Genomic DNA, 13,197 nt, shown 5'->3' on the forward strand with positions numbered 1-13,197 from the left:
CGATGCAAAAGAGGTGAGGACTAAATGCCGATTGGTGAATTTGGCGGCGCACCGCCACTGGTGGCCGAAGGCAGTCCGGCGGTTACGACGCCGATGTACTGGATGTACGAAATGGCGCATGCGTCGCTCAATCCCGCGCGCGCCGTTACCGACGCCACGAAAATCCTGTTTCAGAATCCGCTCAATCCGTGGTCGCATACCGAGTTCGGCAAATCCGTCGCCGCCGGCTGCGAGCTGTTCGAGCGGACCACGCGCCGCTACGGCAAGCCCGAATGGGGCCTCACTGACACCGATGTGAACGGCATCCGCACCCCGATCGAAGTGCGGGTCATCTGGGAAAAGCCGTTCTGCCGTCTGTTGTACTTCGATCGCAAGCTGACGCGTGCGTTGCGCGCGCCCCAGCCGAGGGTGCTGATCGTGGCGCCGATGTCCGGTCACTATGCGACGCTGTTGCGCGGCACGGTGGAGGCGTTCCTGCCGACCCATGAGGTCTACATCACCGACTGGGCCGATGCGCGGATGGTTCCGCTGACGGAGGGCCGGTTCGATCTGGACGATTATGTCGATTACGTCATCGAGATGCTGCACGTGCTCGGCGGCAACATGCATGTCATCGCGGTGTGCCAGCCTTCGGTGCCGGTCGTGGCGGCGGTCTCGATCATGGAAGCCGAGAACGATCCCTACGTTCCGGTTTCGATGACGCTGATGGGCGGTCCGATCGATACGAGGCGCAATCCGACGGCGGTCAACAACCTTGCCGCCGAGCGCGGCATCGACTGGTTTCGCAATCACGTCATCACCAAGGTGCCGTTTCCGCATCCGGGAGTCATGCGCGACGTCTATCCGGGCTTCCTGCAGCTTAACGGCTTCATCAGCATGAACCTCGACCGCCACATGGACGCCCACAAGGACCTGTTCAGGAATCTGGTGAAAGGCGACGGCGACCTGGTCGACAAGCACCGCGACTTCTATGACGAATATCTCGCGGTGATGGATCTGTCGGCGGAGTATTACCTGCAGACCGTCGATACCGTGTTCGTCAAGCACGCTTTGCCGAAGGGCGAGATGACCCATCGCGGCAAGCTGGTCGACCCGTCGAAGGTCAGGCGCGCCGCGTTGATGACGGTGGAAGGCGAGCACGACGACATTTCCGGGCTCGGGCAAACCGAGGCGACCCACGCGCTCTGCAGTTCGATCCCCAATCACCGCCGGGTGCATTATGTGCAAAAGGGCGTCGGCCACTACGGCGTCTTCAACGGCTCGCGCTTCAAATCGGAAATCGTGCCACGGATTTCCGATTTCATGATGTCGGCGGCAAATGTGAAGCCTTCATTGGCTTATGCCGCGGAGTAAGCCGCCAATCTGGCGACTTCGATGCGGAATAGCCGGTTCGAGAACGAATCGGGCGTGATTCGAGGGGTGGGGTAACCCCCTGAATTGGCCTGCGGAAAGCCCGATTCCGGGGACCGCGAAAGAATGAGTTTCACCTCACTCCTTGGGGTGCTTGGCCAAGCGGCTTCGGGGCGGATTTTTTTTGTTCCGGGCCCATCCTATAGGGCCGGCTGGCCGGCCAACCCCTGTATATTGGGCAAATGATTTGTTTTTGCGCCGAGCGATTTCACTGGCGGCGGATATGGCAGAATCCGGGCGAACTTCTGATCCCCGGAATCGCAGACATGGCCACTCGCGCCCTCCTTTATCGGCGGCCTTACGAACCTTCGACTCTTCTGGTCAAGCACGGCTCGCAGATCTACTCGATTCGGCTGCGCCGCCATCGACGGGCGCGCCGCTACACCTTGCGCATTCATCCAAGCGACCGCGAAGCGATCCTGACCATGCCGCCACGTGGCAGCATCGCCGACGCCAAGGATTTCGCGCAGCGTCACGGCGGATGGATTGCCGCGCGCCTCGGCCGGTTGCCCAAGGCGGCGCCGTTTCTTCCGGGCACCCTGGTTCCGCTGCGCGGCGCCGCGCACAAGATCGTGCATCGCGCCGGCCAGCGCGGCACGGTGTGGACTGAAATGCGCGAAAGCGGCGAGCGGATTCTCTGCGTCGCAGGCGGTGCCGAACATATCGAGCGACGGGTGCATGATTACCTGAAGCGCGAAGCCCGCAAGGATCTGCACAAGGCGTCGCTGTCCTATGCCCAGGCCATGGGCGTGAAGGTCAAGCGGCTGTCGATTCGCGATCAGTCGAGCCGCTGGGGTTCGTGCACATCCGCCGGCTCGCTGTCGTTCTCGTGGCGACTGATCCTCGCGCCGCCTTACGTGCTGGACTACCTTGCCGCCCACGAGGTGGCCCATCTCGTCGAAATGAACCATTCGACGCGGTTCTGGAGGGTCGTCGCAAGGGCCTGCAGTCACGTCGAGCGCGCCAAGACCTGGCTCGACACCCACGGCAACGACCTGCATCGCTATGGCATCCAGGACTAGGTTGCGCTAGCGCGCAAAGCCTCTCATCGATCGAGCCGCCGCGGCAGCACGGCCGGCGCAGGTATGCGCTTTTGAGCCGTGCAAGAAATGCATATGGATGTTGTCAGGCGGCGTGTGGCGTTGGATAAGTCACGCATGCAACGCGTGACAGTCCCGGGCGGAGCCGTAACGGCGGTTCTTATCCTTCTTCAGATGGCCGCAACCCCTGCCCGTGCCGATACCATGGAGGCCGCACTGCTGCGCGCCTACCAGAACAACCCGCAGCTCAATGCGCAACGTGCCACGGTGCGGGCCACCGATGAAAACGTGCCCCAGGCATTGTCCGGCTACCGCCCCAAGGTCGCCGTCACTGCGAGCGGCGGCGCCCAATACACCAACCAACTCGCTATAGGTTCGACCGGCCGGAAGCTCGAAGACGGGCCGCAGAGCCCTCACGCGGTGGGCGTCACGGTGACCCAGACGCTGTTCAACGGCAATCAAACCGCCAACAAGACCCGGGCCGCGGAGAGCCAGGTCTCGGGAGCGCGGGAAGGCCTGCGGCTCATGGAACAGTCGGTTCTGCTGGCGGCGGCGACCATCTACATGGACTACCTGCGCGATGCCGCCATTCTGGAGGTCCAGCGCAATAACACGCGGGTTCTTGAGGTAACCCTCAAACAGACCCGCGATCGGTACAGTGCCGGGCTGGTCACCCCGACCGACGTTGCGCAATCCGAAGCGCAGCTTGCGGCAGGCCGCAGCCAGGAATTCGCCGCCGAGGCCACTTTGACGACGACGCGCGCGAACTTTCGCCGCATCATCGGCACCGAACCGGCGCAACTCGCGCCGGGTTCCCCGGTGGACCGCTATTTGCCGGCAACGCTGCAAGGCGCCATCGCGCTCAGCCTGGCGGAAAACCCCAACGTGACGGCCGCGATGTTCGGCATCGACGTCGGTTTTCTCAATGTGAAAGTCAACGAGGGGGCGTTGTTTCCGAGCGTCACGCTGCAGGCCAGCGCTCAGAAGAGCTGGCAACAGACCATCACGTCGATAAAGCTATCCAGCGCTGCGGCGGCCGCCCAGGTGAGCGTGCCGATCTATCAGGGCGGCGCGGAATATTCGCTGATACGGCAGTCGAAGGAAACGCTCGAGCGGCAGCGCCTCAATCTCGAGCAGGTTCGCGATCAGGCGAGGGCCGATCTTGTCACGGCCTGGGGCCAGCTGTTGGCGGGCAAGGCGCAGGTCGCATCCGCGCAAGCCCAGGTCACGGCGTCGGAGATCGCGCTGCTCGGCACGAGAAAGGAAGCAACCGTCGGCCAGCGTACCGTGCTCGACGTGCTGAACGCGCAGCAGGCGCTGGTCAACGCCCGCGTCGCGCTGGTGACTGCGGAGCATGATCGCGTGGTCGCGTCGTATGCTGTCTTGAACACCATAGGACGATTATCGCCCCAGGTGCTCCGTCTCGCCACGCCGGTCTACGATCCGGGCGTTCATTATCATCAGGTGCGCGACAACTGGTTCGGCGTTCGCACTCCCGACGGCCGCTGAATCCGGCAAGCGTTTATCGCCCGAACAGCCGGTCCATCAGCCAGCCGTCGAGCCCGCTCGCCGCCCCGGGACGAACCGAGGCGCGCGTCGGCGCCGGCCGGCCTGCGATGATTGCCGGCGGCTGCGGCGAGTTGACCGCCGCCACGCTGGTTTGCGGCAGAGCTTGCGCGAGATTCGAGAACAAGCCGCCGGCTTGCGAGGCCGGCAAGGCCGCGACCGGCACGCCCTGGTGGGCTGCTTTCATAAATCGGGTCCAGATTTCCACCGGCAAGCCGCCGCCGGTTGCCTTTTTGGTCGGCGAATTGTCGTCGTTGCCGAGCCAGACGCCGGTCACGAGATTGGCGGTGTAGCCGATGAACCAGGCGTCGCGAAAATCCTGGCTGGTGCCGGTCTTGCCGGCGGCCATCCAGCCCGGAAGCTCGGCCTTGTGCGCGGTGCCGCTGAGCAGCGTCTCCTGCATCATGGTGTTCATGGCAGCGACATTGCGCGGTTCGATCACCTGGCCAAGCTGGTCGGCGGGCCGCGCATACAGCAACTTGCCCTCGACAGTGCGGATCTTGTTGACGACATGCGGCGAGATGCCGAGGCCACCATTGGCAAACGGCGCGTAAGCGCCGACCAGTTCGACAAGCGAGACCTCGGAGGTGCCGAGCGCGATCGAAGCATTGGCATCCAGCTTCGATGAAATGCCGAGCCGGTGCGCGGTACGCACCACATTCTTCGGCCCCACTTCCAGCCCGAGCCGTACCGCCACCGTATTGAGCGACATCGCCAGCGCCTGCGTCAGCGTCACCGCGCCGAAATATTCGTGGCTGTAGTTCTCGGGTTTCCAGCCCTTGACGTCGAGCGGTGCGTCCTGCCGGATCGTCTCCGGCGTCAGGCCGGCTTCGATCGCCGTGAGATAGACAAAGGGCTTGAAGGCCGAACCCGGCTGCCGCCTGGCGGTCACCGCCCGGTTGTACTGGCTTTCGGCGTAGTTGCGGCCGCCGACCATGGCGCGCACCGCGCCGTCCGGCGTCATCGCCACCAGCGCGCCCTGGCTGACGTTGAATTTCACGCTTTTCGCCGCGAGTTCGTCAATCACGGCGGCCTCCGCGACCGCCTGCAGTTTCGGATCGATGGAGGTTTCGACCACGACGCTCTGGTCGATCTGGCCGATCAGATCGTCGAGCACTTCGCCGATCCAGTCCGCCACATAATTGACGGTGCCGGCGCCCACCGGCTTCACATGATAGGAGGGATGCCCGATCGAGGCCTGCGCCTGGGCCTCGGTGATGAATTTGGCGTCGGCCATGGCGGTGAGCACCGTCTGCGCGCGCTGCTCGGCGCCTTCCGGGTTGCGGTTGGGCGCCAGCCGCGACGGCGACTTCACCAGGCCTGCGAGCATCGCCGCCTCCGCCAGCGTCACGTTCTTGGCGGACTTGCCGAAATAGCGTTGCGCTGCGGCCTCGACGCCATAGGCGCCGGAACCGAAATAGACCCGGTTGAGGTAGAGTTCGAGAATCTCGGCCTTGGAGTGCTTGCGCTCCAGCCAGAACGCCAGTTCGACTTCCTGCAATTTCCTCTGAAACGTGCGCTCCTGGGTCAGGAACAGATTCTTGGCCAGCTGCTGGGTGAGCGTCGAGCCGCCTTGCGAAACGCCGCGATGCAGGATGTTCGTCACCGCCGCCCGCGCGATGCCAAGAGGATCGACGCCGTAATGCGAATAGAAGCGGCGGTCCTCGATGGCGATGAAGGCCTTCGGCAAATAGGGCGGCAGATCCTTCAGCGCGATGTTGGCGCCGGCCATTTCGCCCCGGGTGGCCAGCACGCTGCCGTCGAGGCCGGTGATTTGGATCGTTGGCGGCCGTTTCGGGATTTCAAGCGACTGGATCGGCGGCAGATGCGCGCCGACCCAGACCATGACGCCAACCACCGCGATCGCGCCCCACAGGCCGAGCACCGCGCCCCAATAGAACAGGCGAAACAGACCGCCGCGCGCCCGGCCGCCAGCTTTGCGCTTGCGGCTGGACCGGCTGGCGCGGGGCTTGCGCTCGCGCGGAGCCTCGTCGTCGTCGCAATCGCTGTCGATGGGCTTGCGCCTGGGCAAGGGCTTCTTCGGTTTGTCTTCTCCGGCCGGCGCCACGCGATCCTGCGGACCGAGACGCAATTCGGCGAGCGAAGCGGCGAGGCCGAATTGCGGCTCCTTGCGTCCGCCGCCTTTTTTTCGTCCCCACGCCATACGCGAACGCCCACACCGTCAGATGCGGGCCAAGGTAGCGGGGCGGGTTTAAAGCCGTCTTAAACGATGGTTAATCGAAACGCCCGCCGCGATGCGTAACTGCCTGACGGACAAGGCGTTCAGAGACGCTTAACCCTACCGCGGGCGAGAATTTGAGGCCGATCGCGAGCAGCGTTCGCGATGGCACCGCTGCAGGCTATCAGGACGGAGCGCCTCAGCCGGCGGGGCCGCTGTCCTCGAGGATGGGGCCGAACAGCTCCCAGCGCTCGCCGTTGAATTTCATCATCTGCAACTGCTTGTTGACCCGATAATCGTTGGGCGTGGTGTTGCCGACGATGCCGGGCAGCGAGAGGTCCAACTGAACATTCTTCAGATTGGTGGCCTGCCTGAGCACGTTTTCGCGGGTCAGATCGTCGCCGCACTGTTTCAAGACATGGACCATCAGCTGCGCCGTGCTGTAGCCATAGGTATTGAAGCTGGAATTCTTGTCGCCTTCCGGAAAATACTTCGCCATGAAGTCGAAATATCTCTTCATGCCCGGATCGTCTTTCCAGGTCGGATCGAGCGGATCCTTGCCGTAGTTGACGCTGATCACGCCCTTGGAGGCCTCCAGGCCGGCAGGCTGCATCACCGCGCCCACCGACGTGGCGTTGATGTCGAGGATATGCACCGGCTTCCAGCCGAGTTCGGCGTTCTTCTTGATCGCCTGCGCGGCAAATTTCGGCGTCGACGCGCTGAAGAACAGGTCGGCGCCGGCGGATTTCAGCTTGAGGATCTGCGAGTCGATGGTCGGGTCGGTCATTTCGTACGACGCCTCGGCCACGATCATCGTCGCGGCCTTGTCGCCGAGACCGGCCTTGACGCCGTTGAGATAGTCCCTGCCGAGGTCGTCGTTCTGGTAGAGGATGCCGACCTTGGCGTTCGGATATTGCTTGAGGATGTACTGGCCGTAGATGCGGCCCTCGACGAAGTAGTTGGGATTGAAGCCCAGCGTCCACGGAAAATTCTTCGGATCGGTGAATTTGGAGGCGCCGGTGGCGGCGAACAATTGCGGCACTTTCTTCGCATTGAGGTATTTCTGGACCGCCGCGTTGGAGGGGGTGCCGATGATCTGGAAGGTCAGCAGCACCTCGTCGCTCTCGACCAGTTTGCGCACCTGCTCGACGGCCTTGGGGGGACTATAGGCGTCGTCATACTGGATCAGGTTGATCTTGCGGCCGTTCACGCCGCCCTGCTCGTTGATCATGTTGAAATAGGCCGCCTGGGTCTTGCCGATGGAGGCATAGGCGGAGGCCGGGCCGCTGAACGGCACGGTCTGGCCGATCTTGATCTCGGTATCGGTCGCACCGGGGTCGTACTTTTTCTGCGCCTGGGCCGACGACGCCGATAGCGCGAGGACAACCGTCGCTGCTGTTACGAAATTGAAAAGGCTGTTCCTCATGTCGTTGCCTCACCCGGGTTTTTGATTGTTCCGATGATCTGGTCCAACCGTAGTGGATGCCATCGCTGACAAGATATTGGATGAACGAATATGGCAACGCAAGGCGATGCGGACGCAGGATAATGAGAACGGTCTCACGCCAGCCAGAGCAGAGCCAGAGCGATGGCGGCCGGCATGGCCTGCACCAGCAGAATCCTGCGGCTGACCGTTGCCGCGCCATAGACGCCGGCGACGATCACGCAAAGCAGGAAGAACACCTTGATCTGGAAGGCGAAACCCGGACTGGCCTGAATCAGCCCCCAGGCCAGGCCGGCGGCGAGAAAGCCATTATAGAGGCCCTGGTTGGCGGCCAGGACCTTGGAATCGGCCGCCTTCTCGGGTGAATTTCGAAAGGTCTTCAGGCCGAGCGGTTTGGTCCAGAGGAACATCTCCAGAATCAGAAAATAGACGTGCAGCACGGCGACCAGCGCCACCAAAATGTTGGCAATTGCGTTCATTTGGCTCTCCCCCTAGACACCAAGCGATTGATCGCCTGCACCATGATAGCACGCAGCGGCAGGTGATGGCTGGCAGTGAGGCAATGACCATGACAGGCCATGTCGATCCGACCAAGGAAGTGTTTGCCCGGTTTCGCGACAATAATCGCGCCGGGCCGATCCACATGCTCAATTTGGTCCGCTTGCGCGATCACGCAAGCTATCCCGATGGACGGGCCGCCAGCGGCGCAGAAGCCTATGCCGCCTATGGCCGCGACAGCGGGCCGGTCTTCATGCGCCTCGGCGGCAAGGTGATCTGGCAAGGCCGCTTCGAATTGATGCTGATCGGGCCGTCCGACGAGCACTGGGACCATTGCTTCATCGCGGAATATCCCAGCGTTGCCGCGTTCGTCGAGATGATCCGCGATCCGGTCTATCGGGAAGCCGTGAAACACCGCCAGGCCGCGGTGCAGGACTCGCGGCTGATTCGCCTGAAGCCGCTGGCGCCCGGCAACACCTTTGGTGAGATCCCGTAAAAAGCCCCGAGGATCGCGAAACGGCCTACGCCGCGGCCTGCTCGTTGGCCAAGAGGTGGGTCAGCGCGCTCCTGATCGCGGCCTGCCGCGTCGGCGCCGTGATCTGCGCGCCGAGCAGGTCGGTGACGTAGAACACGTCGCGGGCGCGCTCGCCGAAGGTCGCGACATGCGCCGAGGCGATGTTGAGGTTGAGCTTCGAAATCGCCGTCGTCAGCTCATACAGCAGGCCCGGCCGGTCGAGGCCGGAGACTTCGATCACGGTGTAGCGGTCCGACCACTGGTTGTTGACGGTCACTTCCGGCTCGACCACGAATGGACGGGCCTTGCCGCGTCCGGCGGCGCGGCGCGCCACCACTTCGGGCAGCCGCAGCTTGCCCTCCAGCACATCCTCGATCATGTCGCCGATCCGTGTCGCGCGCCGCCCTTCGTCCTCGTCGCGGTCGTATTCCCGCGTTATCGCGATGGTGTCGAGCGCGCGGCCATCGGTGGTGGTGTAGATCTGCGCGTCGACGATATTGGCGCCCGCGGAAGCGCAGGCACCGGCGATGATCGACAGCAGCCACGGATGGTCGGTTGCCAGGATGGTGAGCTCGGTGACGCCGCGTGCCTCGTCGAAGCCGACATTGATCGCGAGCTTGTGGCCGGCCTGCTCGCTGGCGCGCAGGAAGCGGGCGTGGCGAATCTTGCGCGGCAGCTCGACCTTGAGCCAGTAGGCGGGATAGTGCCGCGCGATATAGGCATTGAGCTGCTGCTCCGGCCATTCGGTGAACGCCGCGCGAAACTCCGACTGCGCCGCGGCGATGCGCTGCGCGCGGTTGACTTCCGAGAAGCCCCCGGTCAGCACCGGCTCGGTTTCGTAATACAGCGTGCGCAAGAGTTGCGCCTTCCAGCCGTTCCAGACGCCGGGACCGACGCCCCTGATATCGGCGGTGGTCAGGATCGTCAGCAGCTTCATCTGCTCGACCGATTGCACGACGGCCGCGAAGTTCTCGATGGTCTTGCTGTCGGACAGGTCGCGCGATTGCGCCACCGTCGACATCGTCAAATGCTGTTCGATCAGCCACGCCACCAGTTCTGTATCGGCGTGATTGAAACCGAGCCGCGGACACAGCCTTCGCGCCACTTTCGCCCCGGCGATCGAGTGATCCTCGGGACGGCCCTTGGCGATGTCGTGCAGCAGCGTGGTGATGTAGATCACCGCGCGGTGCTCGGGGCGAATTTTGCGCATCAAATCGCTGGCGACGATGAATTCGTCGTTGCCGCCGCGTTCGATCTCCTGCAGGAAGCCGACGCAGCGCAACAGGTGCTCGTCCACCGTATAGTGGTGATACATGTTGAACTGCATCATCGACACGATCTTGCCGAAGGCGCGGATGAAATGACCGAGCACGCCGGCCTCGTTCATGCGCCGCAGCACGATCTCGGCGCCGTTCGATGTCAGGATTTCCATGAACAGCCGGTTGGCTTCGGGATCGTCGCGCAGCTGGGTATTGATCAGCTTCAGCGAGCGCGTCACGGTGCGCATGGCATCCGGATGGAAGGCGAGATTGTTCTTCTGCGCGAGGCGGAAGATCCGGATCAGGTTGACCGGATCATGCTTGAAGATATCGGGCGTCGCGAGATTGATGCGGTTGTTGTCGACGATGAAGTCGTCGCTGTCGGGCACCCGCCGCCGGTTGGTGCTCGGCCGCAGCCGCGCCATCATGCGGCTGAGCACCGGCGCGGGCTTGGCCTGCTGATCTTCCAGCTTGGCGCACAGGATCGCGGTGAGATCGCCGACCTCCTTGGCGACCAGGAAATAGTGCTTCATGAAGCGTTCGACATCCTGCATGCCGGGGTGCGAGGTATATCCCAGCCGGATCGCGATCTCGCGCTGCATGTCGAACGACAGCCGCTCTTCCGCGCGGCCCGAGAAGAAATGGATGTTGCAGCGGACCGACCACAGGAAATCGGCGCAGCGGCGGAAGGTGCGGTATTCCTGCGCGTCGAACACGCCGCGCTCGAGCAGTTCGTCGGTCTCGCGCACGCGGTAGACATATTTCGCGATCCAGAACAGCGTATGCAGGTCGCGCAGGCCGCCCTTGCCGTCCTTGACGTTGGGTTCGACCAGATAGCGCGATTGCCCGGCGCGGCGGTGCCGCTCTTCGCGCTCGGCCAGCTTCGCCGTGACGAATTCGGCGGCGGTGCCCTGCACCACCTCCTTGTCGAACCGTGCCACCAGCTCATTGTAGAGCGGCTGGTCCCCGGTCAGAAACCGGGTCTCGAGTATAGCGGTGCGGATCGTCATGTCGCCGCGGGCCTGCCGGATCGATTCGTCGACCGAGCGGGTCGCGTGGCCGACCTTCAACCCCATGTCCCACAGACAATAGAGTATCGCCTCGGCGACCTGCTCACCCCAGGCGGTCTGCTTGTAGGGCAGGATGAACAACAGATCGATATCGGATTCCGGCGCCATCAACCCGCGGCCATAGCCGCCGGTGGCGACCACCGCCATGCGCTCGGCGCCCGAGGGAATCGGCGAGTGATAGAGATGGCGGGTGGCGGCGGCGAACAGGATGCGGATGATCTCGTCCTGGACGAAACACAGCCGCTCGGCGCAGCGCCGCCCGTGCCGATCCTTCAGCAGCACGGCCTGCGCCGTGGCGCGCGCGGCGATCAGTTCGGCCTTCAGCAGTTTCGCCACGGCGGCGCGAAAAACATCTTCGCGTCCGGCGTACTCGGCGGCGAGCGCGTCGACCGCGGCGGTAATCCTCGCGGTATCGAAACGTTCGTCGGTCTCGGACCGGGCATGTGTGACAACGCTATCCATCACCTACCCCGATATCGGACGGCACCGAGCCTGTCACGGACATTCAAAAAATCGCAGCCGAGCCATGCTGCCTTCCTTTGGCCTGGCGTGCGGCGGTTCCCTTCGCAGGGCGCCGGCGGGCCCATTTCCTCGCTGCAGTATCCGACTAACCGATTGAAATAGGAAGGTATTTCTAAATCGGGAAGAGCCGCCATGCGCCACCAAATGGTGACACCGGAGCAAACTTTCATTACATCCGACGCATAAATTTTTCTGGAGCACGATATGGACGCCGCCGAACTCCGCGCCACGCAGGCCCCGATCAAGGAAAAGTACAAGAGCGATCCGAACGCCGCGCTGATCACCTTGAAGGCCAGGGGCTCGATCGACAGCGAAGGCATCGCCTGCAAGGTCGAGACCGGCCGCGCCTTGGCGGTGGCCGGCCTGCATCCGGCGACCGGCGGTTCCGGACTTGAATTGTGTTCCGGCGACATGCTGCTGGAAGCGCTGGTCGCCTGCGCCGGCGTCACGCTGAAATCGGTGGCGACCGCGATCGAGGTGCCGCTGAAAACCGGCATCGTGACCGCCGAGGGCGATCTCGATTTCCGCGGCACGCTCGGCATCGACAAGGAGACGCCGGTCGGCTTTGCCGAAATTCGCCTGCGCTTCGACGTCGATACCTCGGCGCCGCAGGACAAGCTCGATCTCCTGCTGAAACTCACCGAGCGTTATTGCGTGGTCTATCAGACCATCAAGAACGGCCCGAGGGTTTCGGTGGCGATGCGAAGGGTGTGAAGGCGCTCTCCCGCTCCCCTCCCCCTTGCGGGGAGGGGTCGGGGGTGGGGGGTACCGCGGGTTCGGTGCCTGTGGCTCACCCCCTCCCTAACCCTCCCCCGCAAGGGGGGAGGGAAAATACGGTCCGCGCGAGCCCCCATGTCCCCCGACCTCGCTTTCATTCTGATGCTCGCGCTGCGGATGGCGGTGGCGGCCGCTTTCGTGGTGACGGCATCCTTCATTGCCGAGCGATCGGGCCCGGTGATCGGCGCGTTGGTGGCGACGCTGCCGATTTCGGCCGGCCCCTCTTACGCTTTCCTCGCGCTCGATCACAATGCGGCGTTCATCGCGGAAGGCGCGCTGGCGAGCCTGCCGATCAATGCCGCGACCATCTTCCTCGGGCTGACCTATGTGGTGCTGGCGCAGCGCTGCAATGCCGCGGTCAGTGCCGGCGGCGCGGTGGCGGTGTGGCTCACGCTCGCTGTGCTGGCGCGCATGTTCCAATGGTCGCTCAGCGGCGGCCTGATCGCGAATGCCGTTGCCTTTGCGGTCTGCCTGCCGCTGCTGCGCCGCTTTCGCCACGTCCGGATGCCGCTGATCACCCGCCGCTGGTATGACATCCCGCTGCGCGCGATGCTGGTCGCGACGGTGGTGGCAACCGTCACGGCCCTGTCCGGCTGGGTCGGCCCGGGCGTTAGCGGCACCATCGCGCTGTTTCCGGTGGTGTTCACCAGCATCATGCTGATTCTGCATCCGCGCGTCGGCGGGCCGGCGACCGCCGCCGTGATCGCCAATGGCGGCTGGGGCTTGATGGGATTTAGCCTGGGGATCGCGGTGCTGCATCTGGCCGCATTGCAGTTTGGCTCCGCGATCGGGCTGAGCCTCGCGCTGGCGACATGCATCGGCTGGAATTTGGGATTGTGGTGGTTGGGGCGAAGGAAGCGCTGAATTCGTCATTGCGAGGAACAAAGCGACGAAGCAATCCAACCTCTAGCTATCTTG

Annotated in this window: 10 protein-coding genes; 6 read left to right on the forward strand and 4 right to left on the reverse strand. The window is 63.7% G+C overall.

Going from position 1 to position 13,197, the window contains the following annotated elements:
- The first annotated feature begins 24 nt into the window (after positions 1-24).
- The 3 genes from phaZ (at position 25) to E8A46_RS20050 (ending at position 3,959) form a co-directional block, all read left to right on the forward strand.
- Entirely contained in the window at positions 25-1,353 is a 1,329-nt protein-coding gene (phaZ, locus tag E8A46_RS20040) for a polyhydroxyalkanoate depolymerase (protein ID WP_291564902.1), read from the forward strand.
- A 239-nt stretch (positions 1,354-1,592) separates the two neighbouring features.
- Positions 1,593-2,432, forward strand: a complete 840-nt coding sequence (locus E8A46_RS20045) for a SprT family zinc-dependent metalloprotease (RefSeq protein ID WP_291564905.1) — start codon at positions 1,593-1,595, stop codon at positions 2,430-2,432.
- A 192-nt stretch (positions 2,433-2,624) separates the two neighbouring features.
- On the forward strand, positions 2,625-3,959 hold the full coding sequence (locus E8A46_RS20050; RefSeq protein ID WP_291564907.1) for a TolC family outer membrane protein: 1,335 nt from the start codon (positions 2,625-2,627) through the stop codon (positions 3,957-3,959).
- A 13-nt stretch (positions 3,960-3,972) separates the two neighbouring features.
- Here the strand turns inward: E8A46_RS20050 and E8A46_RS20055 are convergent, their stop codons facing one another.
- From E8A46_RS20055 to E8A46_RS20065, 3 genes are all read right to left on the reverse strand, one after another.
- Positions 3,973-6,180, reverse strand: a complete 2,208-nt coding sequence (locus E8A46_RS20055; protein WP_291564910.1) for a transglycosylase domain-containing protein — start codon at positions 6,178-6,180, stop codon at positions 3,973-3,975.
- Between the two features lie 214 nt (positions 6,181-6,394).
- Complete coding sequence (locus tag E8A46_RS20060; protein WP_291564912.1) at positions 6,395-7,621, reverse strand: ABC transporter substrate-binding protein; 1,227 nt, start codon at positions 7,619-7,621, stop codon at positions 6,395-6,397.
- Between the two features lie 134 nt (positions 7,622-7,755).
- Entirely contained in the window at positions 7,756-8,118 is a 363-nt protein-coding gene (locus E8A46_RS20065) for a DUF1304 domain-containing protein (protein WP_291564914.1), read from the reverse strand.
- An 89-nt stretch (positions 8,119-8,207) separates the two neighbouring features.
- On the opposite strand from E8A46_RS20065, the gene E8A46_RS20070 reads away from it, so the two are divergent.
- On the forward strand, positions 8,208-8,633 hold the full coding sequence (locus E8A46_RS20070) for a DUF1330 domain-containing protein (protein ID WP_291564989.1): 426 nt from the start codon (positions 8,208-8,210) through the stop codon (positions 8,631-8,633).
- A gap of 25 nt (positions 8,634-8,658) precedes the next feature.
- Here E8A46_RS20070 and E8A46_RS20075 read toward each other — a convergent pair whose 3' ends face one another.
- Complete coding sequence (locus E8A46_RS20075) at positions 8,659-11,442, reverse strand: [protein-PII] uridylyltransferase (protein ID WP_291564918.1); 2,784 nt, start codon at positions 11,440-11,442, stop codon at positions 8,659-8,661.
- A gap of 264 nt (positions 11,443-11,706) precedes the next feature.
- Here E8A46_RS20075 and E8A46_RS20080 point away from each other — a divergent pair, with 264 nt between their 5' ends.
- Together E8A46_RS20080 and E8A46_RS20085 are read left to right on the forward strand one after the other, a co-directional pair.
- Positions 11,707-12,216, forward strand: a complete 510-nt coding sequence (locus tag E8A46_RS20080; protein WP_291564920.1) for an OsmC family protein — start codon at positions 11,707-11,709, stop codon at positions 12,214-12,216.
- Positions 12,217-12,354: 138 nt separating this feature from the next.
- Positions 12,355-13,143: a hypothetical protein gene (locus E8A46_RS20085; protein ID WP_291564923.1), complete on the forward strand. Its 789-nt coding sequence runs from the start codon at positions 12,355-12,357 to the stop codon at positions 13,141-13,143.
- The last annotated feature ends 54 nt before the right edge of the window (positions 13,144-13,197 follow it).

It is taken from the genome of Bradyrhizobium sp. (assembly GCF_004799445.1).
In the GTDB taxonomy this organism is placed as follows: Bacteria; Pseudomonadota; Alphaproteobacteria; order Rhizobiales; family Xanthobacteraceae; genus Bradyrhizobium.

Excerpts from the sequence above, each read along its gene's own strand:
- E8A46_RS20085 (WP_291564923.1), top strand. The coding sequence starts at position 12,355 with ATGTCCCCCGACCTCGCTTTCATTCTGATGCTCGCGCTGCGGATGGCG.
- E8A46_RS20070 (WP_291564989.1), top strand. The coding sequence starts at position 8,208 with ATGACAGGCCATGTCGATCCGACCAAGGAAGTGTTTGCCCGGTTTCGC.
- E8A46_RS20055 (WP_291564910.1), bottom strand. The coding sequence starts at position 6,180 with ATGGCGTGGGGACGAAAAAAAGGCGGCGGACGCAAGGAGCCGCAATTC.
- phaZ (WP_291564902.1), top strand. The coding sequence starts at position 25 with ATGCCGATTGGTGAATTTGGCGGCGCACCGCCACTGGTGGCCGAAGGC.
- E8A46_RS20065 (WP_291564914.1), bottom strand. The coding sequence starts at position 8,118 with ATGAACGCAATTGCCAACATTTTGGTGGCGCTGGTCGCCGTGCTGCAC.
- E8A46_RS20050 (WP_291564907.1), top strand. The coding sequence starts at position 2,625 with ATGGCCGCAACCCCTGCCCGTGCCGATACCATGGAGGCCGCACTGCTG.
- E8A46_RS20075 (WP_291564918.1), bottom strand. The coding sequence starts at position 11,442 with ATGGATAGCGTTGTCACACATGCCCGGTCCGAGACCGACGAACGTTTC.
- E8A46_RS20045 (WP_291564905.1), top strand. The coding sequence starts at position 1,593 with ATGATTTGTTTTTGCGCCGAGCGATTTCACTGGCGGCGGATATGGCAG.
- E8A46_RS20080 (WP_291564920.1), top strand. The coding sequence starts at position 11,707 with ATGGACGCCGCCGAACTCCGCGCCACGCAGGCCCCGATCAAGGAAAAG.
- E8A46_RS20060 (WP_291564912.1), bottom strand. The coding sequence starts at position 7,621 with ATGAGGAACAGCCTTTTCAATTTCGTAACAGCAGCGACGGTTGTCCTC.